Annotated in this window: 23 protein-coding genes and 1 tRNA gene; 17 read left to right on the top strand and 7 right to left on the bottom strand. The window is 56.6% G+C overall.

What is annotated here, in order from left to right; all coding sequences use genetic code 11:
• Positions 1-30: 30 nt before the first annotated feature.
• Positions 31-1,851 (bottom strand): BCCT family transporter, encoded by a 1,821-nt coding sequence (locus GOV80_RS18210; protein ID WP_170773980.1) that lies wholly within the window; start codon positions 1,849-1,851, stop codon positions 31-33.
• A 546-nt stretch (positions 1,852-2,397) separates the two neighbouring features.
• On the opposite strand from GOV80_RS18210, the gene GOV80_RS18215 reads away from it, so the two are divergent.
• The 7 genes from GOV80_RS18215 to GOV80_RS18245 all read left to right on the top strand — a co-directional run bounded on the left by GOV80_RS18215 (position 2,398) and on the right by GOV80_RS18245 (position 10,077).
• Positions 2,398-3,303, top strand: coding sequence for a LysR substrate-binding domain-containing protein (locus GOV80_RS18215; RefSeq protein ID WP_170786835.1), 906 nt, complete (start codon positions 2,398-2,400; stop codon positions 3,301-3,303).
• Positions 3,304-3,391: 88 nt separating this feature from the next.
• Positions 3,392-4,546 carry an aromatic ring-hydroxylating oxygenase subunit alpha gene (locus tag GOV80_RS18220; RefSeq protein ID WP_170786836.1) on the top strand — a complete coding sequence of 385 codons (1,155 nt, stop codon included), beginning with the start codon at positions 3,392-3,394 and terminating at the stop codon, positions 4,544-4,546.
• Positions 4,547-4,593: 47 nt separating this feature from the next.
• Positions 4,594-4,839 carry a hypothetical protein gene (locus tag GOV80_RS18225; protein WP_170773974.1) on the top strand — a complete coding sequence of 82 codons (246 nt, stop codon included), beginning with the start codon at positions 4,594-4,596 and terminating at the stop codon, positions 4,837-4,839.
• A 106-nt stretch (positions 4,840-4,945) separates the two neighbouring features.
• Positions 4,946-7,366, top strand: coding sequence for a GcvT family protein (locus GOV80_RS18230; protein ID WP_170786839.1), 2,421 nt, complete (start codon positions 4,946-4,948; stop codon positions 7,364-7,366).
• 104 nt (positions 7,367-7,470) lie between these two features.
• Positions 7,471-8,943, top strand: a complete 1,473-nt coding sequence (locus tag GOV80_RS18235; RefSeq protein ID WP_170786841.1) for an NAD(P)-binding domain-containing protein — start codon at positions 7,471-7,473, stop codon at positions 8,941-8,943.
• A gap of 1 nt (position 8,944) precedes the next feature.
• Entirely contained in the window at positions 8,945-9,916 is a 972-nt protein-coding gene (locus GOV80_RS18240; RefSeq protein WP_170786843.1) for an alpha/beta fold hydrolase, read from the top strand.
• Positions 9,917-10,000: 84 nt separating this feature from the next.
• Positions 10,001-10,077, top strand: a tRNA-Met gene (locus GOV80_RS18245).
• A gap of 551 nt (positions 10,078-10,628) precedes the next feature.
• Here the strand turns inward: GOV80_RS18245 and GOV80_RS18250 are convergent.
• The 5 genes from GOV80_RS18250 to GOV80_RS18270 form a co-directional block, all read right to left on the bottom strand.
• Positions 10,629-11,528, bottom strand: coding sequence for a bile acid:sodium symporter family protein (locus GOV80_RS18250; RefSeq protein WP_170786845.1), 900 nt, complete (start codon positions 11,526-11,528; stop codon positions 10,629-10,631).
• An 80-nt stretch (positions 11,529-11,608) separates the two neighbouring features.
• Positions 11,609-13,531 carry an acyl-CoA synthetase gene (locus GOV80_RS18255; RefSeq protein WP_170786847.1) on the bottom strand — a complete coding sequence of 641 codons (1,923 nt, stop codon included), beginning with the start codon at positions 13,529-13,531 and terminating at the stop codon, positions 11,609-11,611.
• 48 nt (positions 13,532-13,579) lie between these two features.
• Positions 13,580-15,202, bottom strand: coding sequence for a GMC family oxidoreductase (locus tag GOV80_RS18260; RefSeq protein ID WP_170786849.1), 1,623 nt, complete (start codon positions 15,200-15,202; stop codon positions 13,580-13,582).
• 124 nt (positions 15,203-15,326) lie between these two features.
• A complete protein-coding gene (locus GOV80_RS18265; protein WP_170786851.1) occupies positions 15,327-16,271 on the bottom strand; it encodes an alpha/beta hydrolase in 945 nt (314 codons plus the stop codon).
• Between the two features lie 80 nt (positions 16,272-16,351).
• On the bottom strand, positions 16,352-17,068 hold the full coding sequence (locus GOV80_RS18270; RefSeq protein ID WP_170786853.1) for a sterol desaturase family protein: 717 nt from the start codon (positions 17,066-17,068) through the stop codon (positions 16,352-16,354).
• A 108-nt stretch (positions 17,069-17,176) separates the two neighbouring features.
• Between GOV80_RS18270 and GOV80_RS18275 the strand changes: the two genes are divergently transcribed.
• Positions 17,177-18,115, top strand: coding sequence for a LysR substrate-binding domain-containing protein (locus GOV80_RS18275; protein ID WP_170786855.1), 939 nt, complete (start codon positions 17,177-17,179; stop codon positions 18,113-18,115).
• A gap of 11 nt (positions 18,116-18,126) precedes the next feature.
• On the opposite strand, the gene GOV80_RS18280 is transcribed toward GOV80_RS18275, so the two are convergent.
• Positions 18,127-19,170: an AraC family transcriptional regulator gene (locus GOV80_RS18280; RefSeq protein ID WP_170786857.1), complete on the bottom strand. Its 1,044-nt coding sequence runs from the start codon at positions 19,168-19,170 to the stop codon at positions 18,127-18,129.
• 102 nt (positions 19,171-19,272) lie between these two features.
• Here GOV80_RS18280 and GOV80_RS18285 point away from each other — a divergent pair, with 102 nt between their 5' ends.
• The 9 genes from GOV80_RS18285 (at position 19,273) to GOV80_RS18325 (ending at position 26,145) form a co-directional block, all read left to right on the top strand.
• Positions 19,273-19,722, top strand: coding sequence for a hypothetical protein (locus GOV80_RS18285; protein WP_170786859.1), 450 nt, complete (start codon positions 19,273-19,275; stop codon positions 19,720-19,722).
• Positions 19,723-19,735: 13 nt separating this feature from the next.
• Positions 19,736-20,164 carry a 4-oxalocrotonate tautomerase gene (locus GOV80_RS18290; protein ID WP_170786861.1) on the top strand — a complete coding sequence of 143 codons (429 nt, stop codon included), beginning with the start codon at positions 19,736-19,738 and terminating at the stop codon, positions 20,162-20,164.
• An 18-nt stretch (positions 20,165-20,182) separates the two neighbouring features.
• Positions 20,183-21,646: a coniferyl aldehyde dehydrogenase gene (locus GOV80_RS18295; RefSeq protein WP_170786863.1), complete on the top strand. Its 1,464-nt coding sequence runs from the start codon at positions 20,183-20,185 to the stop codon at positions 21,644-21,646.
• A 54-nt stretch (positions 21,647-21,700) separates the two neighbouring features.
• The gene (locus tag GOV80_RS18300; protein WP_170786865.1) at positions 21,701-22,930 is read left to right on the top strand and encodes an NADH:flavin oxidoreductase/NADH oxidase family protein; all 1,230 of its coding nucleotides are present in this window, start codon (positions 21,701-21,703) and stop codon (positions 22,928-22,930) included.
• Positions 22,931-22,966: 36 nt separating this feature from the next.
• Positions 22,967-23,431, top strand: coding sequence for a GFA family protein (locus GOV80_RS18305; protein ID WP_170786867.1), 465 nt, complete (start codon positions 22,967-22,969; stop codon positions 23,429-23,431).
• Positions 23,432-23,460: 29 nt separating this feature from the next.
• On the top strand, positions 23,461-24,198 hold the full coding sequence (locus tag GOV80_RS18310; RefSeq protein ID WP_170786869.1) for an SDR family oxidoreductase: 738 nt from the start codon (positions 23,461-23,463) through the stop codon (positions 24,196-24,198).
• 12 nt (positions 24,199-24,210) lie between these two features.
• Positions 24,211-24,825: a 2-hydroxychromene-2-carboxylate isomerase gene (locus GOV80_RS18315; RefSeq protein WP_170786871.1), complete on the top strand. Its 615-nt coding sequence runs from the start codon at positions 24,211-24,213 to the stop codon at positions 24,823-24,825.
• Positions 24,826-24,984: 159 nt separating this feature from the next.
• Positions 24,985-25,566, top strand: coding sequence for an antibiotic biosynthesis monooxygenase (locus GOV80_RS18320; RefSeq protein WP_170786873.1), 582 nt, complete (start codon positions 24,985-24,987; stop codon positions 25,564-25,566).
• 123 nt (positions 25,567-25,689) lie between these two features.
• On the top strand, positions 25,690-26,145 hold the full coding sequence (locus GOV80_RS18325; protein ID WP_170786875.1) for an acyl-CoA thioesterase: 456 nt from the start codon (positions 25,690-25,692) through the stop codon (positions 26,143-26,145).
• Positions 26,146-26,255: the final 110 nt, after the last annotated feature.

A 26,255-nucleotide genomic window follows, 5' to 3' on the forward strand; every position in this document is an offset into this window, starting at 1 on the left:
GCGGCGCGTCTTACCTTGAGCAATGGAGGCTTATTCAGCCGCCTGCGCCACTTCGCTCTTGTCGCGTAGACCGTCGCGGAACAATGCCTTGGCCAGCGCCACCATCATCAGCCCCATCACCATGGTGAAGGGCAACGCGCCGATGATCATTGCGTTGCGCAGCGCATCCAGCGGGTTGTTGTCACCAGCCGCCAGGATCAGCGTACCGATCACAGCCGTCAGGATCAGACCCCAGATAATACGGTGCTTAATGCCAGTCTCTTGGCTGCCGCCCGACATGATCGTGTTCATAACCAGAATACCCGAGTCCGCAGAGGTCACCAGGAAGGTCATGATCAGGATTACGCACATCACGTTCAGCATCGACAGCAGACCGCCGTCAATCATGTAGGACAGGGTCACGAACAGCTTGTTGGTATTCGACGCACCGATGATCGCGCCTTCCGCTGCACCAGCCAATTCCAGATCAATCGCGGTACCACCCAGAACGGTCATCCATGCAAAGCACACCAGCGCCGGTGCGAACACACAGCCCAGGATGAACTCACGCACCGAGCGACCCTTGGAGATACGCGCCAGGAACAGGCCCACGAAGGGCGAGAAGGCGATCCACCAAGCCCAGTAGAACGTGGTCCAGCCGGCTTGCCAGCCGAACTGACGGCCCTGCTCACCTGCAGCATAGGCTGCGGCCAGCGTCGCTTCGTCCAGCTCAGCCGCTGCGCCTTCCAGACCGCTCTTGAAGCCGTCAAAGCTGCCCCAAGCATTCGTCGCACCACCCATTAGCGCATCCGCATGGGCCTGCGCCTCGGCCGGCAAGGCCGCTGCAAAGGCTTCAGCCGAAAGCGGGCCATAGGCACCAAAGCTCAGCGATACGAAGTGCAGGATATAGTCGACCATGGCCGTACCATAGGTGGTCATTGCGAAGACAAACGAGCCAAACACAACGAACGTACCCAGAAGGATGATCGACAGAACAAGGTTCAGGTTCGATAGATACTTAACGCCGCGGCCAACACCCGACACCGCCGAGATGATCGACAGCCCCATGATGACAGCCAGACCCGAGATCAGACCCACTTTCGATGGTGTCGGAACCTCGCCGCCCAAATCCATAATCCATTCCATACCGGTAATTGCGTACAGCCCATCGATGAACTGGCTCACACCGAACCCGATCGTCACCGACACACCCAGGATGGTTGCAACCACGCCCAGCACGTCAACCACGTGACCCAGGAAGCCGTTCATCAGCTTGCCGAACAGCGGCGTCAGAGCTGCGCGGATGGTCAATGGCATGTTGCGTGTATACGCGTAGTAGGCCAACGACAGACCCGTCACCACATAGATAGCCCACGCGTGGAAACCATAATGCAGATAGGTGTAGCGATACGCCGACTGCACAGCATCTGGCACGTTACCCGGAACATCGCCCGCAACCACAACGGGGTTCGAACCCCACAGGCCCAAAGGCTCAGCCGTGGCGAACACCATCAGACCCACACCCAGACCGGCGCCGAACATCATCGAGAACCACGAGAAGTTCGAGAACTCGGGCTTTTCACCCGGCTGCCCCATTACGCGCTTACCCGTCGAAGGTAGAATCGCAACAACCGCAAGGAAGAAGAAGAACAATCCGACGATGATGATGTAGAAGCTGTTGAAAACTTCCAGGATTTGAGAGTTCCAGCTGCCCAAAGTGCTGTTGGCATTGGCCGGGAACACCAAAGCCCACAGCACCAGCGCAACCATGATGCCTTTACTGATTAGCGCAATCGGTACGCTGTTGTTTTCATAAAAACCGCTATCCGCCGTTTTTATGTCCAAGTCCGTAAACGGGTCCTTTATCGACATCTACTTCCTCCGTGTTGTCGTTCGTTTTTGGGGAAAGCTGCCGCGACCGGCGCGCTTCACCCAGAGATTTCGCAATTATGTGATAAATGAACTTTCCAGATCGGACGTGCCGCACGCTTTCCACCAATCGCCACCTGTTGATCCGACAATTCGATTTGCGTTGTGTGGAACACGCCGCAGATCGCTATTGACCTGTGGTTCAATCTGGCAATCGGGGGTGAGGCTATGCCAATCCATCAATTTCCCTTTCGGCCATTTTCCGACTGTCAGCATTCGCTGTTGTTTTTTCGCCCGCCTGTCTGAGCCCCCTTTAAGAACACTCAAAACCGCGTGCATGACCCAATAAATTTGGTGAATGCGACTATAGCGTGCCCCGTGCGGGACATTAGACAGAACCGACATTTTTGTCGTTTTTGGCGACATCCACCGAAATCGTGACCGTAAAATTCATCTAATTGGCGAGGCAATCTGGCATTCAACCCCAAATAAACTAATACTCGATTGAAATGATCTAACGCGACCACGAAAGCTGATTCTTAAGCCAACATGTCCAGACGCCACTATAACCTTCCGCCCCTTACCACTTTATCCGCCTTCGAAGCCGCCGCACGGCATCTCAGCTTCAAAAACGCAGCCGAAGAATTGTCTGTCACCCCAGGCGCGGTCAGCCATCAGATCAAAGCGCTCGAGGGGGATTTGAACGCCGTCCTGTTCCAACGCAAGCATCGGGGTGTGGATCTGACAGAAGACGGGAAAGCCCTATATGAGACTCTGTCGTCGTCCTTCACCAAAATCTCCAAGACACTGGCAACAATTCGGGATCAGGCCGCAATCGGCAAGGTGACAGTGGGATCAACAACGGCCGTTGCTGCACTATGGCTTTCACCAGCAGTGATCCGGTTTTGGCGCGAGATGCCTGAGATAAATGTCGACCAACTATCGCAGGACCGACCTTTTCGCGACAGACCCGATATTGATTTCTTCATACGCTATGGTCGTGACAGCGATCAAAGCCTCTCACACACCCCCTTGTTTCGCGACCACCTTGTGCCCGTAGCCAGCCCGGACATCGCCGAACGCCTGGTTGACGCATCGCTGGAAGATCTCGCCGCCGAGCGCCTGATCCATTTGGACTCAGATGATCGCAGCTGGACCACATGGCCGGAATGGTTCCATCAAATGGGTCACAATGGTGCGATCCCAATCGACTCGCGCGTGAACAGCTACTCGGTTGCGTTGCAATTGGCCCGCAAGGGGGCTGGTCTGGCGCTGGGTTGGCGACGGCTGATCCAACCGATGCTGCAATCGGGTAAATTGGTCATCATCGGCCCTCATAGGTTGACCGCACCCAACCAATTCTACCTTGTTGGGCGCCCCGATAACGAGTTGTCCGAGAGCGCTCGCGCACTGAAGAACTGGATCTTGCAAGAGGTAGAGGACGGCTCGGTTTAGATCAGATCACTCTCTGATGAGGTTTTCTGATATTGAGACGCCCGCACGCCTTCCCCAATACGGTTAAAACCAATCTTAGGAGAGCCCGATGAACAAGCATAGCCCTCTGTCCTCCGTTCTGGCCGAAGTGAATATCGCCAACGGTCTGCCGAATGAACATTATGTCGATCCTGCAATTTTTGCCGAGGAACGGAAATCGGTTCTTTATGCGAATTGGTCCGGAGTTGGCTTCGGTAAGGACGTACCCGAGGAGGGTGATGCCAAACCTGTGGACTTTCTGGGCATGCCCCTGCTGATCGTACGCGATCGCGACGGCGAAATCGGCGTATTTCAGAACACCTGCCGTCACCGCGGCATGATCCTGGTGGACACTCCTCGCAAGATCGGAGGCGCGATCCGCTGCCCCTATCACAGCTGGTGCTACAGCCTGAAGGGTGAGCTGCGCGCAACCCCTCATGTGGGCGGACCCGGTCACAACACCCATGAAGACGTTGACCGCAGTGATCTGGGACTGGTCCGCGTGCGGTCCTATGTCTGGCGCGATGTCATCTTTGTGAACGTCGACGGCAACGCCCCAGCGTTCGAAGACGCCCACGCCGCTCTTCTTGAGCGCTGGAAGGAGTTCGATCAGCCCGTGCATCACGGCGGCGAGACGTCCTCGTTCAAGCTAGAGGTCAAGACAAACTGGAAGCTGGCGGTCGAGAACTATTGCGAAAGCTATCACCTGCCGTGGGTTCATCCCGGTCTGAACAGCTATTCCCGGTTGGAAGATCACTACAACATCGAAGCACGCGGGCACTATTCCGGTCAGGGCACGTTGGTTTATCGCCAACTCACCGATCAGGATGGGGCAACTTTCGAAGATTTTCCGGGCCTCAGCGACAAATGGGACGAGGGTGCCGAATATATCGCTCTTTATCCCAATGTTCTGCTGGGCGTGCAGCGCGACCACGCTTTTGCCATCGTGTTAGAACCTGTCGATCAGGAAAACACCGTCGAACACATTGAACTGTACTACGCAAAAAGCATTGAAGATACGCCGCAGCATGACGGGTTGCGCGCCTCGAACGCGCAGCTTTGGAAGACGGTATTCGAAGAGGATGTCTTTGTTGTAGAAGGCATGCAAAAGGGTCGCCATGGTGTTCTGTTTGACGGCGGACGGTTCTCGCCCGCGATGGACGGACCGACGCATAATTTCCACCATTGGGTCGCAACGCAGATCGAAAACGGTCGCGCGGATTGAAACTGCGGACCGGTCGGTTTTCAATGGCCGGTCCCGACGGAGGTTCGATGGACAAGTCCAAGCTGGATCACCTGCTGCTCGAGGCCCATGCTCGCGATGATCACGACGCGCTGATCCGCTATTACACCTTGGCTGCAGACGAACGCGAGGCCGCGCGGGATACCGACGCGGCCTGTTTCTATCTGACCCATGCGTTTGTTTTTGCGCTGGAATCCGGCGCGCCCGAGGCAGATACCCTGAACGCAAGACTGGCCGCCCATGGGCGCGCGCACCGGTTGGATTTTTCGGATTAGCCTCAGGTTAAACCTGCTCAACCCAGATTGAAATTATTCTCCGTTGTCCGCGCGACGTCCTTGGTGACAGAAAGCGCAAAGAACCCAACTTGGATATGGCAGGCACATGAGAACGAATGCACAGGCAGTGGTGATTGGTGGCGGGGTGATCGGATGCTCGATCCTCTATCATCTGACCAAACTCGGATGGTCGGATGTCGTCCTGTTGGAACGGGATGAGTTGACCTCGGGCTCAACGTGGCACGCGGCGGCGAACATCCACGGGCTGCATGACAGCACAAATATCAGCCGCATTCAGCACTATACAATGAACCTTTATAATGCATTGGAAGCCGAAACGGGCCAAAGCTGCGGCGTGTTCCAGCCCGGCTCGCTGTATCTGGCGCAGACCGAAGAGCGCGAACATCAACTTCGCCTGCAGGCCGCAAAGGCCAAGCTCTATGGCATGAACTTCTATGAGATCAGCATTGAAGAGGCCCAACGCCTGAACCCGCTGGTCAATTACGATGGTATCCGCTGCGTTATGTTCGAACCTGATGGTGGCAATGTGGACCCGTCGGGCGTAACCAATGCTTATGCGGTGGGTGCGCGTCAGCGCGGTGCCGAGATCCACCGCTTTACCCCCGTCACCGCGACCGAACACCAGGAAGACGGCACCTGGATCGTGCGCACACCCAAGGGCGACATCAAAACCCCTTGGGTGGTGAATGCCGCTGGCCTGTGGGGTCGTGAGGTCGCCAAACTGGCTGGGATCGAACTGCCACTGCAACCAACCGAGCACCAGTATTTCGTCACCGAAGCTATGCCGGATGTGCAGGCGCATGGCGCCCGCCTGCCCTCGGTCTCGGACCGGGATGGCGAGTACTATTTGCGTCAGGAAGGCAACGGTTTGCTGGTCGGGGCCTATGAGAAAGACATGAAGTTCTGGGCCGAGGACGGCACGCCGCTGGACTTCGCCCATGACCTGTTCCCCGATGATCTGGAGCGGATCGAAGAGAACATGATGAACGCCATCGAGCGCCTTCCCGCCGTGGGCGAAGCCGGGATCAAGCGCGTCATCAACGGCCCGATGATCTGGTCTCCGGATTCGAATGTCTTGATGGGGCCGGTGCCCGAAGTTGATGGCTATTTCTGCTGCAACGGCATCATCCCCGGCTTTTCGCAATCCGGTGGCATGGGCCTTATGGCCGCGCAGTGGATCATCGAAGGCGAAACCCAATACGACATGTTCGCCTGGGACATGGCCCGCTTTGACACCTGGGCGACAAAGGAATTCACCAAAGCCAAGGTGCAGGACCAATACGCCCACCGCTTTGCGATTCACTTCCCGAACGAGGAGCGCGGCGCTGGCCGCCCTGCCCGCGTGCGCCCGATCTACGAAACCCAAAAGGCCATGGGTGCGGTCTTTGGCCTGAATGTCGGCTGGGAGCATCCGCTTTGGTTCGCGGATGAGTCGGGCACGGTGGATACCAACGGCTTTACCCGCCAGAACTGGTGGGCCCCTGTGGGCGAAGAATGCAAGATGCTGCGCGAGCGTGCGGGCATCATCGATATCTCGAACTTTGCCAAATACATCTGCAAAGGCCCCGGCGCGGCGGATTGGCTGAACGCAGTCTTTGCCAACACTATGCCAAAGGCGGTTGGCCGCTCTTGCCTGACGCCTCTGATCTCGAAACGCGGTGGGATTGCAGGCGACTTTACTGTCACCCGCGTGGCCGAGGACGAATTCTGGATCATCGGCTCGGGTATGGCCGAGCGGTATCACAAACGCTTTTTCAAGCAGGTTCCACTGCCCGAAGGCACCACATTCGAAAGCCACACCGAAGCGATGTGCGGCTTTAACGTCGCCGGTCCGAAATCACGTGAGATCCTGCACCGCCTGACTAACACCTCGCTGGCAACCGAGGATTTCCCGTTCATGCGTTCGGCGATGATCGAGCTTGCAGGCGTCGAAGTTCTGGCCCTGCGCGTGTCCTTCACCGGTGACCTGGGGTGGGAGTTGCATTGCAAGACCGAAGATCAGGCGCAGCTTTATGAGGCGCTGCTGAAAGCTGGCAAAGACTTCGGCGCAGGCCCCGTTGGCAGCCGCGCGCTGATGTCGCTGCGGGTGGAAAAGGGCTACGGCTCGTGGAGCCGCGAATACAGCCCCGAATACTGGCCGCATGAGGTTGGGCTGGACCGTCTGTGCAAGTTCGACAAGGATTTCCTGAACAAAGAGGCCGCGCAGAACGTGCTTGAAAACCCCGCCCGAGAACGGCTGGTTCTTCTGCATCTGGATGAGGCCGACGTGACCGCGTCCAACGCCGACGCGACCGGCGGTGAGCCGATCTTCAAAGACGGTGAAGGCATCGGTCGTGTAACGTCCGGCACCTATGGCTACACGGTCGGCATGTCGCTGGCGCTTGGGTATGTCAAAAACGCCCAGCCCGGCGATGAGGTCGAGGTGATGGTGCTGGGTCGACCGCACAAGGCCACTATCTTGAAAGAGCCCCCGTTCGACGCAAAAGGTGAGAAACTGCGCGCCTGATCAAACCGTGATCCGCCCCTGACCTAACGAGACCCTATCCACGCGCCCCACCCTGCCTATATCCTGAAACAACCATCTGGATCGTTTTGGGAGGGGCGGGGCGCGTGGAACATGAAACCGATATGCTGATCGTCGGCGCCGGGTTCTCGGGGCTGATTATGGCGATTGAGGCCCGCAAGCGCGGGATCACCGATATCACGATCCTTGAAAAAGCGAGCGATATCGGCGGCACATGGCGGGAAAACACCTATCCCGGCGTCGCGTGCGATGTCCCTTCGCATCTTTATTCCATGGCCACGCACCTGAACCCGGACTGGAGCCGCGCCTATGCGGGTGGGGCCGAAATTCAAGCCTATTTGCGCAAGGTCGCGCAGAATGAAGGTTTGTACGACCTTTGCCAGTTCCAGCAGAAACTGAAAACCGCCCGGTGGGATGGCAGCCATTGGCAGGTTGAAACCGAAGGCGGGGACATCTGGTCCGCGCGCATTTTGGTCTCGGCCATCGGCGCGCTGCATGTACCCAGCATCCCCGATATTCCCGGCGCAGACAGTTTTCCTGGCCCCAGCTTTCATTCTGCCCAATGGAATCACGAAGTACCTTTGTCGGGTAAACGGATCGCGGTGATTGGTACCGGGGCCTCGGCGGTTCAATTCGTGCCCGAGATTGCGAAAATGGCCGGGCAGGTCACCATCTACCAGCGCAGCGCGCCTTATGTTCTGCCCCGACCAGACGGCCCCATCGCACCATGGGTGCGCAGGTTGTACCAGCGCATGCCCTTGTTGCCGAAACTGCGGCGCAAGCTGATCTACATGGTGTTCGAATACCGCCACCGTGTTTTTCGCCGCGAAAAGGGAGCCGTCAATTTCGCCATGAAGATGTGGCGCACCGCGCTTGAAAAAGCCATCACCGACCCGGCCGAGCGCGAAAAGCTGACCCCCGCTTATCAAATCGGCTGCAAGCGCATCCTCAGCTCGAACGATTGGTACCCCACCCTTGCGCGCGACAACGTTACGGTGGTGCCGCATCGCGTGACCAAAATCGAGGGCGAACAGATCACCGCCGCCGATGGATCGCAGGCGCAGGCTGATATATTGATCTGGGGCACGGGGTTTCACGTCACCGATATGGTCGACTATCTGAACATCTCCGGCGCGGATGGGCTGAGCCTGCGCGACGCCTGGGGCGAGGGGATGCAGGCCAATCTGGGGACTGCGATTGCCGGATTCCCGAACTTCTTCATACTGCTTGGGCCGCATACCGGGCTGGGGCATAACTCGGTCGTTCTGATGATCGAAGCGCAAGTCCGCCATATTGGCCGCGTTCTGGACGAGATGCAGCGCGGTGGTCTGCATGCAATCACCCCTGACGCTTCCAGACAGGCCGCCTTTGAACAAGAGATGCAGGACCGACACACAGACAGTGTCTGGCAGACGGGCGGCTGCGCTTCGTGGTATCAGGATGCCGAGGGGCGCAACACAACCCTCTGGCCCGGCACCGTGTCCGAATTTGAAAAGCGCATGGCCCAATCAGGTCTGGAGCATTACCACCCCCTCCCATCCCAAAGCGGAGACCATTGAGATGACCTTTCTGATTATCGTTCTTTTCGTTGCTGTATTTTTTGGCGCGATGAACCTGTGGACCCGTAAGCTGACCCGGGACGGCAGCAGACGTGTCCCGCAACTGGGGCAGATCCAACCTGTGCGCGGCGGCAGCATCCACTATGTCGAAAAAGGCGATCCATCCAATCAGAGCCTTGTCCTGATCCACGGCCTCACCGGGCAGCTTCAGCACTATACCTATGCGTTGGTGGATATGCTCGCGGAGGACTACCATGTCATCGCTGTCGATCGGCCCGGATGCGGGTATTCAACCCGCGAGTCCGCCGATTTGGGGCGTCTGCCCGAGCAGGGCCGGATGATCCAGGAGTTTCTCGATATCAAAGGCGTGTCCGACCCCGTTCTGGTCGGCCATTCGCTGGGCGGCGCAGTTTCGCTGGCGATGGCGCTGGACTATCCTGACAAGGTCAAGGCACTGGCGCTTCTGGCTCCGCTGACACAGGTGATGTCCGGCCCGCCGCCCGTGTTCAAACCGCTCGAAATTAGGACCGAATGGTTGCGCAATTTCATCGGCAATACGATTGCCGTCCCCATGGCCGCCAAGACCGCCCCTCATGCTCTCAGCGCTGTCTTCGACCCCGAACCGGCACCGGATGATTTCCTGGACCGCGCTGGCGGAGCATTGGGTCTGCGCCCATCAGCCTTCATCACCGCCTCTCAGGACGTTGTCGGCATAGACGACAGCCTTGAAGCACAAGTGGTCCGCTATCCGGATCTCAAAGTGCCCGGAGGCATTCTTTACGGCGCACAGGACGCCATCCTGTCCCCCACTGCCCACGGCGCGCCGATGACGCAATATGGTCTGACCAACGAACAGATCGAAGGGTTGGGCCACATGATCCTGATCACCGCGCCCGATGCATGCGCCACCTTTATCCGCAGCATCGCAGAAGGCGCTGTCAACGCGAACCAATCCGCTTCCGAAACCGGTTGAGGCCCGGCACAAAAAGAATCCGGTTTCAGGGAGATTTCCCTCTTGACCCTCTCGGGCCCCTCCCTTAAATCGCCTCTCACCCATGGCGGAGTAGCTCAGTTGGTTAGAGCAGCGGAATCATAATCCGCGTGTCGGGGGTTCAAGTCCCTCCTCCGCTACCACACCCCCCCACTCTAGATTCTCTGTTTGGAATGAAGGCGCTTACACGCCAATGACAGCATCGATGATGTTGGCGAACTGGACCGCGTCTCTTTTCTCTGTGACCAGGACCCGCGAAACCATTGCGTCAGGCGGAACGCGTTCTGTATCACGCAGCGAGCGCTTCTTTGGCGTTAACCGCGATTTGTTTGCCAGTCATGTCCTTGCACCTTGCGAGTTCGTTGGCGCGGTCGGCGGGCACCTGCTAGGCTAGACCAGTGATTGTGCCCACCGACTCGCGTTCGACACAGCAGCAATCAATTCAGCCAACCCTACGTGGTGCAGTCCGCCCTGAATGACGGGACGTCCGCTGCCGAACATTTCAGTGTTTGCTGTTCTCATATCAGAACTCCCGGGCACCTCAGCCTGGCAATTACTTCTCGATCCAAGCCGCAGAAAACACTCGTTGAAAGCTCGCCCATTGGAAAGGCAGCGTCAAAAAAAACCTGCCCAAAAAGGGCAGGTTTTCGTGATCAGAATTTGCGTGTGCATACTCTGATATTTGGTCAGAGGCTTACTCTGCAGCCACGCTTTGACGTACATCTCCGCGACTTCTCCAGCGGAAGTAGAACATGAACGGCAAAACTACGAGGTACATTGTGATCGAATACAGCGCAGATGGCAGCGCCATCGGCACGTCACTCAGCGATGTGCTGGTACCGGTGATCACAATCGCCAGCGTAATGCCCAAGGGCGAGTTCTGAACGCTGGTTTCAATGCCAACCGTTTTGCCTTCGGTCTTGCTGAGGCCAAGGATTTTACCAAAGGCCAGACCAAGCAACATCAGCACCAGCGGCAGCGTCATTGTCGAATAGCCCAGCGTCGGCATGTAGGTGATGATCAGCTCGCGGTTGGCTGCGAACAGCGCCAGAATTAGAACGGCCCAAAAGATGACGGCGACGTTCTGCAGAGGGTTTTCAAGGCGACGGGCCAAACCGTTGAAGAAGTGGCGCACGATAATACCGGTCAGAACAGGCAGCGTTGTCACCAGGAAGGTAAAGATCGCGATCTCGAAGAACGAGAAGTCAGGCGCGCTTTCCCCCATGAAATACAGCACCGACCAGGTGGCCAGCGGCGGTACGGTAAGGAAGGCCATAACGCTGGTGACAGCGGTCATCGACACCGACAGGGCCAGATCGCCGCGTGAAAGCTTGGTGATCACGTTGCTGCTGACGCCGCCGGGGCAGAAGCTGAGCAACATCAGACCAGCCGCCATGACAGGCGGCAGGCTAAACGCCATGATGACGCAAAACGCCGCGATTGGCAGCAGGACGATTTGCGAAATGGCACCGATGGCGAAAGCGGTGCGGCGACGGAACACACGGCGGAAGTCGTCGATCTCCAGACCAAGCCCCAGTGAGAACATGATGAAAGCCTGCGCCGCAGGCACCACCACGTTGATTGCGAAATCCATTGTTTTCCTCCCTCTTTAGGAAAACGGGCCCGCCTGTTTCGCCTCCCACGACGCTATGACGGACCCGTTGGGTGAGTGGTTTACATATCCACGGTGAAAGTGAACTGCCCCAAAGCGTGACGCATGGCGTCTTCACCGCTGGAAAGGGCCAGTTTTGCAACAATGCCGCGGCTCGAATCCTGCACCACCTCAAGTGATCCGATTTCGGCTGCGTGTTGACCCGCCAGTTCACGGATGGTGCGTTCGATTTCCATCATGTTCAGCGTGACCTTGTGGATTTTACCAACAGCAGTCACTGGCAGGGCGTCGAGGCTGATAAAGTCTTTCGGCACCGCCGCACGTTCCGAGACATGCTCTTGCGCAAAGGCGGCAAGATCGGACACATCCACATCGATCCCCGCGGACTTCTGGAAGTACATCACTGGAACCTCTCCCACCTTGGCGTCGGGACGGCCGATTACGGCAGCCATGGCCACTGCAGGGTGCTTGTGCATCGCCTCTTCGACGATCTTGGGGTCGATATTGTGGCCGCCGCGGATGATCAGCTCTTTCTTCCGGCCGGTCATCCAGAAGTACCCTTCGGCGTCGCAGCGGGCCAGATCGCCGGTGTTAAACCAGCGCTTGCCGTCCTGCTCCAGCCAGATACCTTTGTTCTGGCTTTCGATCAGATAGCCGTCGAACACGTTCGGTCCGGTGATAAAGATCACCCCGGCCTCATCCACATCGGCCCAGCGAACGAATTCGTCATTGTCGTTCAGGATGCCGATCTTCATGTCCTGATAAGGGAAGCGCAGACCGATCGAGCCGATACGCGGATTGTCCGTGATGATCGGGTTCATGGACGAGGCCAGAACGCCCTCGGTCATGCCATAGGCTTCAATGATCTTGACGCCGGTTTCATTGACGAAGGTGTTGAACAATTCGACCGGCATCGGTGCGGCACCACAGGCCCCAAAGCGCAACGAACTGAGGTCTTTGTCCTTATGTGGCACTTGCAGCAGAGCGCCATAGATGGTCGGCACGCCAGAATAGGAGCTGATGCCGTAATGTTCGACCATGTCCCAGAACCCGGCAATCACACCATCGCCGCGATAGCCTGAGGGAGAGGCCAGCACGACGTGGCCGCCATGCATCCAGGGCAACAGACCTGTCACCAGCATAGCGTTTGTGTGAAACAGCGGCAAACCACACAGCGCAGCGGTGCCGGGGCCAACATTCTCGGCACCAACGTACAGGCTGGGGCACCACGAGTTATAAACCTCGCCGAAATGGGTCCGGCGCACGATCTTGGGCAGGCCGGTGGTGCCACCGGTACACAGCATGGTCGAGGTGTCATCGGGTCCGGGTCCTTCGAAATCCAGACCATCGGCATTTTCACCTGCGATCTCGTCCAGCAGACGGGTCAGGGTGACATCGTCGCGGCCTTCGATGGTGGCCGAGACGGGCGGCAGCGGCAGTGTATCGGGCCACACGCCATCGCCTTTCATATAGGTGGCGAAGTTGACCAGCAGGATATGCTCCAGCGAGGGCACATCCTTGGCCGCAGCGCTGGCTTTTTCCCAGATATCGACGCCCAGTGTTTGCTCCAGCGTGATCAGAATCTTGACGCCCGCGCCTTTCAGCAGATCGGCCATCTGATCGGCTTCCATCAACGGGTTGATTGCCAGAATGCCACCAGCCGCACTGCCACCCCAGATGGCGAAATGCGTCTCGGGCATGTTGGGCAGGATAAAGGCCGCCACATCGTCACGACCCAAACCCATCCGACGCAGCGCGTTGGCGGTTTGAGTGATACGCGCCAGCAGCTGCCCGTGGGTCAGCGTATAGGGCGTGCGCATCGCGGCCGCGCTCAGGAAAAAACTGAGCGCAGGCGCGTCAGGGTTGATGGCCGCCCCTTTTTGCAGCGCCTCATAGGTGGTCTGCGGCAGAGTGCGATCCTGCAGAGGTGTCTGTTCGAACGCCAGAATCTCATCCATGTTTTTCAGAACAACGTTGGTGCTCATCTTCTTTCCTCTTGTTCCTGCGCACCGCGATCGGCGCGCAGTTTTGCGTTAGCTTGCAGCCTTAATCATGTCGGCGGCTTTTTCGGCGATCATCATGGTTGGCGCATTGGTATTGCCCGAGATCAGGTTCGGCATGATCGACGCATCGACTACGCGCAGCCCCTCAAGCCCACGTACCCGCAGCTGCGGATCAACCACGGCCATGTCATCGGTGCCCATTTTGCAGGTGCCAACCGGGTGATAGATCGTGTCTGCGCGCGATCGGATGTGCTGTTCCCAATCCGCGTCTGTCTTTGCGTTTTCGGTGCCGAACATCTCTTTCTTGCGGTATTTCGCCAGCGCCGGAGTCTCAAGAATCTCGCGCGTCAGTTTCGCGCCTTTGATCATCGTTTCGAGATCACGGTCATCGGCCAAAAAGGCAGGGTCAATGGCGGGCATGGCAAAAGGATCGGCGCTGTTCAGCGTGACCGAGCCCCGGCTTTCGGGGCGCAGTTTGCAGACATGGCAGCTGAAGCCGTAGCCATAGTGCAGCTTGCGCGAGTGATCATCGACCAGCGCAATTGTGAAATGAAGCTGCACGTCGGGGCGATCCAGATCAGGCGAGGTTTTCAGAAAAGCCGCGCCTTCTGCAAAGCAGGTGGCTGCCATCGACACGCCGGTTTTGCGCCAGCGGTTTATGTGACCCATCAGCTTCATGCCGCCCAAAAGGCCAATGCCGAAATTGTCGGTATCAGCCGATTTGTAGGCCAGCGTGAAGTCCATGTGATCCTGCAAGTTTTTGCCCACACCGGGAAGGTTGTGTCGCACCTCGATCCCGTGCTTTTCAAGATCTGCCGGGTCACCAATGCCGGACAGTTGCAGCAACTGAGGTGTCTTCAGCGCACCGCTGCACAGCAAGACCTCGCGCGTGGCTTTGACCTCGATATCGCGGCCTTTGCCATTTTCCTTGTAAACCACACCTGTCGCGCGTTTGCCGTCAAAGGTCAGACCTTTGGCATGCGCCTTGGTGATCACAGTCAGGTTCGGCCTGTCCATGATCGGGAACAGATAGGCCGCCGCGGCCGAGCACCGCTCGCCATTCTTGGCTTTGTCGTGGAACTGCGTGACCTGATAATAGCCAACGCCCTCATTGTCGCCGGTGTTGAAGTCCTCGCGCTCGCGAATCTGCAATTGCTTAGCGGCTTCGATAAAGTCCCGCGTCACCGGGCGAGATTCTTTCTGGTCCGAAACCTGCAGCGGACCAGCCCCACCATGCATATCGTCGCCGCCACGCTCGTTATTTTCTGATCGTTTGAAATAGGGAAGAACACTGTCCCAATCCCAGCCTTCGCAGCCCAGATTCGCCCATTCGTCATAATCCTCGCGCTGACCGCGCACGTACAACATGGCGTTGATCGCGCTGGACCCGCCCAGAACCTTACCGCGCGGCTGATACCCCTTACGGCCATTCAGCCCCGGCTGCTCGACGGTTTCAAAAGTCCAGTTGTTGATCTTGAATGGCTTACCCGGAAGCATGGCCACAACAGCGGCCGGCATGCGAACCAATATGCTGTCTCCGTTGCCGCCGCCCGCCTCAAGCAGGCACACGCTTACATTCGGATCTTCCGACAGACGGTTGGCCAGCACACACCCTGCTGATCCCCCACCAACAATCACGTAGTCAAACTGCATCGCATTCCTCCCTGTCACCAAAATGGCCAAAGGGCTCGCTTCGCAATAGCGTCGCATCGGTCAATTGTTTGACACTTTCGGCCAAAGATGCGCCCTGATGAACAATCGGCGTTTGATTTGCTGGTTATTCCGAGCAGTAGCTATCCACCATGCGAGCGAATTCAGTGGAAACCCAATCGTTGAGTTCGAGAGCTTGGGGCGTTTGCGGAGCGCTGTCTTCCATGGCGTGAAAAACACCGTGGAATGTGCGGAAAGTTACGCTGCAAGCCGCTCGCTTCATGCGATCGGCCATCTCCTCGGCTTCGGCCTGCAAGATGTCCAGATCACCCACGTAACCAAGGCTAGGTGGCAGACCGGACACATCTTTGGCGCGCGCCGGAACAGCGTAGGGCGAGATATCGTACCGCTTTTGCGTTCGTAGTTCTCGCAGCAACAAATGCCAGGCGAGCACCCCGTGTTCGCGCGTCCATGTGATCTTGTTCTTTGGCAGCTTTGTCCAGTTGGATGCGCGGTCATCGATCATTGGATAAAAAGGCATCATGAACGCGATCTTTGCGTCTCCGGAATCCCGCGCGCGCAACGCCGTCGACAGGACCAGCCCACCGCCCGAACTGTTCCCGGCCAGGATGAGGTTGTCCGCATCGCCGCCCAATTGCTTGGCATGATCACGCACCCAGAGCAGCGTATCATAGCAATCGTCATGCCCTGCTGGGTAAGGTGCCTCAATCGATAGCCGGAATGCTGGTGCTACGATGATGCAGGGGCGCGACGCCATCAGGCGTTGAAATAGTGCATGATGGCGTTCCGGCCAGCCTGTCGCGTATCCACCACCATGGAAGAACACCACAATGGGCAGCGGACCCTTGCAATTGGTGGGCTTGTAGATACGTACACGAACTTCACCGGTTCCATCCCGGCGCGGAATCATGACCGTTTCGTTGACCGCGTTTTCAAGCTGTTTTTCCGCTGCTTTCTTTCTGCCGCGGGCTGAGATTTTGAGCCCCGTTGGACTTTTGATGAGCCACATGGCCACCCGTTGACCAAAAGGGCGCGGGTCTGATTTAGGCATAGGAGATCCTGAATTTTCAAACGCTCAGCAATACTTAGGCGACGGGCAATTCCCCGCCGCCTTAAACTGCGACTGCTCGGTTACTGAGGCTGCGGGTTCGCACCACTATCCGATGGTTTCTGCTGGTCATTTGCGTCGAAATAGAGCGTGCCGAAAATCCAATCGAACAAGGGCAGAGTGATGTTGAAGTTGCCCTCAACCATCACGTCGCGATTGTGATGCACAGTGTGAAACAAACGCAGGTACGTCCAGCCGGGGATAAGTCGGAAAATGCGTTCGGTGACCGAACCACGCTGCAGGTGGTAGCTAAAATGCAGGACTTCATACAGCAGATAGCAAGAGGTCATCGTGATGAAGAACAGATAGCCGTAGTTACCCCCAAAGAGGAAGTAGGACACCAGACCTCCGGGGATTGAAATTGCCACCGTGGTCAGAACGAGCAGATAGATCGGGAAGATCACGACGCGCCAATCCAGGACCATCTGATATTCCATGTCCGTATCCACGAAAAAGGTGTGATGGTCGCCTGTGTGACGCTGATAAAACAGCTTGAAAAGCTTTGTTTTGTGATGCCCCCAATAGTTATGAGATGCCCACTCACCCAGATTATAGGCGACATAGGTCGCGACAACGAACCAAAGTTGGTAGAGCTTAAAATCCACCAGTTTGGTCGTACCCCACCAGATCAAAGATCCTGCGCCGATCACAACGACAGACAGGTGCAGCAGACCGCTGTAGTTTGGGCTTACGCCCGCGCGGTACTTGGCTCGAAACTTCTCTCTTGCTTCATCATTCATAACTGGGTCCTCCCTAACCAAAAGTTGCCAGTCAGAATATGCAGATTTGATATAGCTTCTAATTTATATTACTTAAGGATATTATCACTCTGGGAAATAACTAAGCTAATGCTAAGAAATCACGACCTGAATCTGCTTCCAGTCTTCGATATTTTGATGCGAGAACAGCACTTGTCCAAGGCAGCAGAGCGTCTGAACATGAGTCAACCTGCTGTCAGCAACGCGCTCAAACGACTGAGACAGGGATTCGATGACGAGTTGTTTGTACGCACCGGTCGAGGTCTAAAGCCGACGCAACGCGCACTTGATCTGCATGCCAAGGTTGCCCCTGCGCTCGTACAGATCAGAAGCAGTTTCGAAGACCAGGAGTTTTCTGCAGAGACGTTTTCCCGAACCATCGATGTCTCGATGAATCATGCAGTCGAACACATCTGGGGGCCCGTATTGATGAGGGAAGCCCGAAAGCAGGCGCCAAATCTAAAGTGGAGGGTACATCCAGATTACCTGGATGAAATTCCTGTGCGTCTCAAGGATGGAAGATTGGGATACGCGGTTGACTACACGCCTATGCCGGAAGACCACTTTGACTCGCTGCTGATATTGCGTGAGTCGCTTACGCTTATCAGTGCCGCCGATCATCCATGCGCAAAAACAGGAGTGTCGCTGGAAGAGTTTCAAACGCTGGCACATGTGTCGCTGGTGCGAAGGTTTGGTATTGTTCGCAGCCAGAACAGTCGACGAACTACCCCTTTGGAGTTTTTGTTGGGAAACTCGCTTCCGGCTCGCAATATCGCTCTGCAAATGTCGAGTTTTGTTTCCATCCCTGAAGTCGTTGCCGCAACCGACCTTATTGCTGTAGTCCCCACCCGTTTGGCCCGACCCTTGGTCGACGCCGGTTCGCTGGTTTCGCACAACCTTCCGTTCGACTATCCAGAAATCGAGGTGCGCCTATACTGGCACAAAAGCCGAAACACTGATCCGGGTCACGGGTGGCTTGTAGACTTACTGGCGCGATCAGCGGCAACGCTTGCAGAAACCAACAATTGACGTTGCCACTGTTAGCACGTCAGTTTGTTGTCTCCATATCGGGATGAATGTTTCAAACTGCCGGGCGAGTAGCCGTATTTTTTGGTAAAGGCTCTTACGAAGCTGGATGGCTCCGAATAGCCGGTTCTCCAAGCGACGGTTGAAACATCCAGGCCGGCCGTGCTCAGTAACTCATGCCCAATTGCCAGTTTCGCCTCTGTCTGGATCTTTCTGAAACTTGTCCCCTCCTTGGCAAGACGACGGCGCAACGTGCGTTCACTTGTCCCTAGCTTTGAAGCGATTGAAACGATTGTTGGATCGTTGTTGATTTCCAACAAAGTGGCTTCGCGGACTTGCGCCGTCATTTCCGGAATATCGGAGTTTTCCAGGTTTAGTAGGCTTCGGCATTGCCTCAGGCAATTCTCCATCGTTGCTGGGTTGTGCTGCGGCAAGGGCATATCAAGAAGCTTTTGGGGGAGGATGATCGAGTTTCTCCGACAACTCAGCGTGACGCTGATTCCGAGTTCAGTTTTTATTGCGGACGCGACCGCCGGATTATCCAGCGTGGTTTCAAAGACCACGCGCGACATAGAAAACCTGGGCAGAAACTGCGAGGTGAAGTTGCTAACAACCGTCAGGTGCCTTTCCAGCACAAAACTCTCGACTGCCTTTGGCAGACCGCTGATATCCAAATTTAGGGCAGGTGGATCTTCGAGCTCGTTTAGACGCAATCGGGCGATCACGAACGACAGGTTCGCGAAATCTATAGCCGTTTTTAGTCCAGCACGAAGAGTTGGGCTGCTCAAAATAGCATATCCCCAAATGCCAAAGACTTCGGGTCTGTAGCGGCGACCAATTTCAATTCCCATTCCAGGGCGGTCAGGCGCGTACTTGATGAAATTTTCTATCGCCGCAACTTCTTGCCCAAGCGTCACAGTCGCCTCGTTCTGGTAGAGATCGAAAGTGACCAGCCCGGTATCCTCCAGGCATTGTTCGGGAGTTACACCATATTTTGCTGCTTCCTCGCACAGGATGCGGATGCTGCCCGGTGATCGTTTCAGGGACGCGTTTTGCATGTTTTGAACCTAAACACTGTGGCCGATAATGTCAAAAAGATGTCCGCTGCCATCATCGAAAATTGATCCCCAAAAACCGAAATTACCGGGCAGGAGGATGTTATGCGATCACTCATTGCCATTCAGGAAGGTCAGATCTCACTCGAGCAGATCAAAGCGCTCGAGGAAGTCGTGCGCAAGCTTTATGTCGAGCACGTATGCGACGACAAACTGACGATCATCTGGAACGTCGCTGCCAAACAGCACACGATCACAGATCGCCGTTGGTCACGCTCGTCGACTGTCTCGATGGAAGTGCCGGACGGGTTTGAAACGCAACGCCGCGAAGCCTTCATGCTGGAGGTCGATAGATGCTGGCGCAAAATCACCGGTCAGCACCCGGATCAGGTGTCTGTGGGTGCATTCGACCAGTCCCGTTATGGCGACATTCTGAAAGGCAACCTGACACGCTTGTCGCCTTGGGGACGCTTTACCTATCTGTTCAAACTGTTTTCGCGCGCGATGATCTCAAAAATGCGCCACGGCGTGCTGATCACGCAATTCAATCAATAGGAGAGGAATTGATATGCCGCTCTATACTCTTGCATCCAAGAAACCTTTCCCCGAGCAGATCCGATTTGACATCGCGCAGGTCATCACCGATGTGCATTGCGGCCTAACTGGCGCGCCGTCCGAGTTCGTGAACGTCGTTTTCATGACCGGCTACGGCATGCGACGCGGAACTGTTTTGGGCGTGAACGGCAACGTCCGCATGGGCGGAGACCGGACCGCTGGTCTCTATGAAAAACTGAACGAGCAGATGCACACGCGTATCTCCGAGGCGGCCCAGCTGGAAAAAAGCAAGGTGCTGGTCACGCTGATCGGCATCGAATCTAACTGGGTGGTCGAAGGCGGTATGGTTCTGCCCTTCCCAGGCGACGAAGCCGACTGGCTTGAGCGCAAGAACGCCACCCATGCCGCAATGGGGATTGGCCCCGTAACTGATTACATTTAAATCCAGGAGGGTTTAACAATGTCCGCACCGCACCTGACACCCGTTAAATCGGAAACGCCTGATCTCGAGGCTCTGCTTCTGGCTCAGAAAAAGGCCTATCTGGCCGATCCCATGCCCGACCGGGCGGCTCGGGTGCGGCGTCTGGACAAGCTGCACAACGCGCTGATCGACAACAAGGCGCGCATCATCGCGGCGGTCAGCAAGGATTTCTCGAACCGCTCGGCGGCTGAAACCGAACTGGCCGAGATCATGCCGCTGCTGGACGGTATCGCCTTTTACCGCAAGCGCCTGCGCAAGTTCATGAAACCGCAGCGCCGCCACGCGCCGCTGACCCTGATGCCTGCCAGCATTCAGGTGCAATATCAGCCCGTGGGCGTGGTTGGCATCGTGGTGCCGTGGAACTTCCCGATCTTCCTGGCCCTGTCGCCGCTGGTAGGCGCGCTGGCCGCGGGCAACCGCGCGATGCTGAAATCGTCGGAATTCGCACCGGCCTCGGGTGATCTGTTGAAAGAAATCATCGCAGATATCTTCTCTGAGGACGAAGTAACCGTTGTCACCGGTGGTGTCGAGGTCGCGACTGAGTTCACCAAGTTGCCGTTCGACCATCTGGTGTTCACCGGTTCGACTCAGGTCGGCAAGATCGTGATGAAGGCCGCTGCCGACAACCTGACGCCGGTTACGCTGGAGCTGGGTGGCAAATCGCCGGTCATCATCCACAAGGACTTCCCGATTGATGAAGCCGCCAGCCGGATTGCATTCGGCAAAGGCATCAATGCCGGTCAGGTCTGCGTGTCGCCCGATTACATCCTGTGCCCGCGCGACAAGGTGAACGCCTTTTGCACCGCGTTTGCGGATTCGATGAGCAAAGCCTACCCGACCCTGCGCGACAATCAGGACTATACGGCGATCATCACCGACCGTCAGAAGACCCGCCTGGAAGGCTATCTGAAAGACGCCGAGGCAAAAGGTGCCGAGCTGATCACCATCAACCCCAAGGGTGAGCATTTCAACGACACGCGCAAGATGCCGATGACCCTGATCCTGGGCGCGACTGACGAGATGCTGGTGCTGCGCGAAGAGATATTTGGCCCGATCCTGCCGGTGATCCCCTACGACTCGATTGATGAAGCTGTGGCTTACGTCAATGACCGCCCGCGTCCGCTGGCCTTCTACTACTTCGATTGGGATAAGAGCCGCGCCAATGACATTCTGGCCCGCACCCATGCGGGTGGTGCCTGCATCAACGACACCATGTCTCATGTGATGGCCGATGACATCCCGTTCGGCGGCATCGGTCCGTCGGGCATGGGTCACTATCACGGTGAAGAAGGCTTCCGCAATTTCTCGAAGGCCAAAGGCGTGGTCCGCAAGGGCCGCATCAATGCCACCGCATTTGTTGCCCCGCCCTGGGACAACTTCATGTTCAACAGCCTGAAAAAGCTTCAGGCGATGCGCTTCCGGCGCCGCAATATTCAGGAGTAAAGACCAATGGTTGCTGCTCAGAAAATCGAAACGACGAATCAAGGAAACACAGAAATGGCAACGCTTGGGGATTCCCTGACGCTGAAATCGGGAACGGTTCTGCGCAACCGGATCTGCAAAGCTTCGATGAACGAAGCTCTGGCCACTCCGGACGGTAAAGTCACACCTGCTCACGTCTCGCTGTACGAGGCATGGGCCCATAGCGGCGCGAGCCTGCTGATCACCGGCAACATGATGGTTGACGGCAAGCACATGAACGAACCGCTGGTCGTGGATGCGCTGCTGGACAGCAACATGGACCTGCTGCGCAAATGGGCGGCCACCGGCAAGGCGACCAACACCCATATCTGGCCGCAGCTGAACCACCCGGGCAAGCAGTCGCCCAAAATGGTCAACGACGCACCGGTTGCACCTTCGGTCGTGCCAATCCCGAATGAGATGTTCGCCCCCCCGCGCGAGCTGTCCGATTCCGAGATCGAGGACATCATCGACCGGTTCGCCGAAGCCGCCGCCCGTCTGGAAGAGGCAGGTTTCACCGGCGTTCAGCTGCACGGCGCGCATGGCTATCTGATCGGCCAGTTCCTGTCGCCGCATCACAACCGCCGCGAAGACAAATGGGGCGGCAGTTTTGACAACCGCTTCCGCTTTGTCGAAGAGGTCTACAAACGCGTCCGCGCCAGTACCGGCCCCGGTTTCAACGTTGGCATCAAGATCAACTCGTCCGACTTCCAAAAGGGCGGTTTCACCGAGGAAGACTCGATCGAAGTGGCCAAGCGTCTGGACCGTCTGGGCATCGACCTGATCGAAATCTCGGGAGGCAGTTGGGAAAACCCCGTCAACCGCAAGGGCAAGCAGGAAGTCAAAAAGGAGAGCACCCTCAAGCGCGAGGCATATTTCCTGGAATATGCCGAAAAGGTCAAAAGCCAGATCTCGACCCCTCTGGTCGTGACCGGCGGTTTCCGCTCGTCCGAGGGCATGAGCGAAGCTCTGGCAACCGGCGCTCTGGATATGGCCGGTGTGGCCCGTCCCTTCGCCGTCGATCCCAAGTTCGGCACTCATGTTCTGCAGAACCCCAAGCACGTATCGCATGTTGCGCCCATCCGTTCGGGTCTGAAGAAGATCGACGCAATGGCGATCATGGAGATCAGCTGGTACACCATGCAGATCGAACGCATCTCGCAAGGTAAGAAGGTGCAGACCAAAGCGGACGGTGTCTGGCCGGCGCTGCGCGTGATGTACCGGTTCTGGAAAAACGGCAAAGCGGTCAAAAAGGTCCGCGCCTGATCTCACGGAACCCTGCCCGCAACAAGGAAAAGTTAGATGACGCATTCCAACGGCACCTGTAGCTGCGGGCAGGTTCACTTCAAAACACAAGGTCGCCCGCTGTTTAGGGCGATCTGTCACTGCACCATTTGCCAGCGGTTCAACGATGCCGAATATGGCGATATCCTGCTGTTTCGTGCTGCGGACGTGGACCAGGCCGGGTGTGGTGAAATTGTATACGAAAGCCTGAAGCAGCCGCCTTTGCTGGCGCGTGGCAGATGCACAGCATGCGGCAACCCGGCACTGGAAAAATTGAACGTGCCGCTGTTTCCAAAACTGATTTTGGTGCCCTCGGCCCGGATCGTCGAACAGGCAGACCTACCTTCACCCGATTTCCACATCTTTTACAATCACCGGGTCCGTGAAGCGCAGGACGATCTGCCAAAATCCAGCGGCTATCTGCCCAGCCAGGCTCGATTTACGATCCATCTGCTGCGCGGTTTGTTTCGCGGTGACGGCTGACCGGATGTTGAGCTACTGAGGAGAACGAGATGCAGAACCCCAATGGTGCATGTTTGATAATCGGAGCTGGCGATGACACAGGCTCTGCTATCGCCCGGGCATTTGCCCGCGAGGGGTTAACCGCTTGTGTCGTTCGCCGCGACCGCCATGCCGATGCTCTTGAGGCGCTGGCGGAATCAATCCGCGACGAGGGTCATCAGGCCCGAGCCTATCCCGCTGATGCACGGGATGAGACCGAGATGCACAATCTGATCGGTAAGATCGAGGAGGAGGTTGGCCCAATCGAGGTCGCCGTTTTCAACATCGGGGCCAATGTGCGTTTTGGCATCACCGAGACCACCCCGCGCGTCTATCGCAAGGTCTGGGAGATGGCCGCTTTCGCCGGGTTCTTGATGGGTCACGAGGTCGCCGCCCGGATGCTACCGCGCGAACGCGGGACGATCATTTTCACCGGAGCATCGGCCAGTATGCGTGGCAATGCCGGGTTCTCGGCCTTTTCGGGCGCGAAACACGCGCTGAGGGCGCTGGCGCAGTCCATGGCGCGCGAGTTGGGGCCAAAAAACATCCACGTCGCCCATACGGTGATCGACGGGGCCATCGACAGCAATTTTATCCGCGAACATTTCCCGGATGTGGACCAGATGCGCGATGAAGACCGTATCCTGAATCCCGAGCATATCGCGCAGAATTATGTGATGCTGCACAAACAACCCCGTACGGCCTGGACGCATGAGATGGACCTGCGTCCCTGGAAAGAAACCTGGTAACTGGAGCGAACCATGACAGCTCAGGTAGACTTCATCTACGATTTCGGCAGCCCCAACGCCTATCTGGCCCATTGCCTGGTCAATGACATCGAGACCCGAACCGGCGCGTCGTTCAACTACATTCCTTGTCTTTTGGGCGGGATATTCAAAGCGACAGGCAATCAGTCTCCGTTTCTCATGTTCCGGGACGTCAAAGGTAAGCTGGATTACGACCGCGTGGAGTTCGAACGGTTTATTCGCCGGCATAAGCTGTCGAAGTTCCGAATGAACCCCCATTTCCCGGTTAACACGTTGCTTATGATGCGGGCGGCGGCAGCCGCTGAGGTTGACGGATTCCAAGGCAACTACATCACGGCAGGGATGGCCGCAATGTGGGAAAAGGGGCTCAAAATGGATGATCCGGACGTGTTTGTCTCGGCGATGAACGATGCAGGACTCGACGGTCAAAATCTGTTGGAGCGTGCCAATGAAGATGCGGTCAAAGAGCGCTTGAAAAACAACACCAGCGTAGCTGTCGAGCGTGGTGTCTTCGGCATCCCCACCTTCTTTGTCGGAGAAGAAATGTTTTTCGGCAAGGACCGATTGGATCTCGTGGAACGAGAGCTTGAAAGCATCTCGAGCTCTTGAAAACCAAGACATCAGGGATCTTCAGCGATGCGAGGGTCCACTTTGCAATTACACAGATTGATGTTGGTTTAGGAAAACCGCAGAGGCGCTGCGTTTCGGCTGATCAAAGGTCGTTCACGCGCCTCATAGCAGGAAACTTGGCTCACAATGACTGATCACATGACACATCACCGAGACACGGACAACAACCCCGTAACGATCTCTGTTTCACGTCGCGTCGTACCGGGGCGCGAGGCCGAATTCGAGGATTGGATCCGAGGCATAGCCGAGGCTGCATCGCATTTCGAGGGGCAACAAGGTTTAAGCATTTTGCGCCCTTCCGAAAAGACTGGCGGACGCTACGTCATGATTTATCGTTTCGATAATTACGAACATGCTGCTGCCTGGGAAACCTCGCCCGAGCGATCCGAGTGGATTGCCAAGCTGGAAGGGATATCCGATGGCGATGCAGATCGCAAAAGCGAGACCGGTCTCGAAGTGTGGTTCGATATGCCCGAGATCCCTGCAGCCGTTCCACCACCACGCCATAAAATGGCTGTTGTATTGATCGTTGTGATCTTTGCCCTTGTCTTTGCGCTTCAGGTTTTCCTCGTTCCTTTCATGACTGGTTGGCCACGTTGGGCACAGACGCTCAGCATCGTCACAATTCAGGTTGTGTCGATGACATATCTGATAATGCCAATCATAACTCTGCTGCTAAAGCCGTGGTTGTTTCGCAACCAAACTCAGGCAATCAAATAGATGTCTTGCCGTTCTTTGAAGGGATCAATGGACAATAGGACGTTCCTTATGGTTGTCAGAGTAGGCTCGTCAAAGGCCTCTTCACGTTCTCCATTTTAGACTCACAATGGTGTATTTCGCGCAATGAACGAAGACATTTCCTCACTTGCAGATTATCCAAACTCCTTCTGGAAACGGTTCAAGGTCACGGCGGGCGATCTGGACGGCTTCCACCACGTAAACAACGCTGTCTATTTGAAATGGATGGATGCTACCGTTTGGGAACATACGCGGCATGTCGGTTTGACCGAGCAAGCCTGCCTCGACCTGAATCGCGGTATGGCCGCAGTGCGCCACGAGATCGATTATCTGTCCTCCGCTTTTTTGGATGATGAGATCGTCGTGTACAACTGGCTCTCGGTGAATGATGAGCGTTTGCGTTGCAGTCGCCTGTTTCAGATGATCCGATTGGGTGACAGCAGAACGATATTGCGCGCCAGATCAGACTATGTGTGTACCAATCTGACAACTGGACGTCCGACACGTATGCCGAATGAATTCAAGACCGGATATAAAGTCACAATCCCTCGAAGCGGCTGACAGCGATCCGCTGCAAACATTGCGCAGTATCACCCAAAACCCCTTGAAAGTTTGATTTCGCAATGCGGAATATAGTTGTCCGCTTTTGGGGATTGGGTAGCGTTTGGGTG

The organism is Ruegeria lacuscaerulensis (assembly GCF_013034685.1).
GTDB classification, from domain to species: domain Bacteria; phylum Pseudomonadota; class Alphaproteobacteria; order Rhodobacterales; family Rhodobacteraceae; genus Ruegeria; species Ruegeria lacuscaerulensis_B.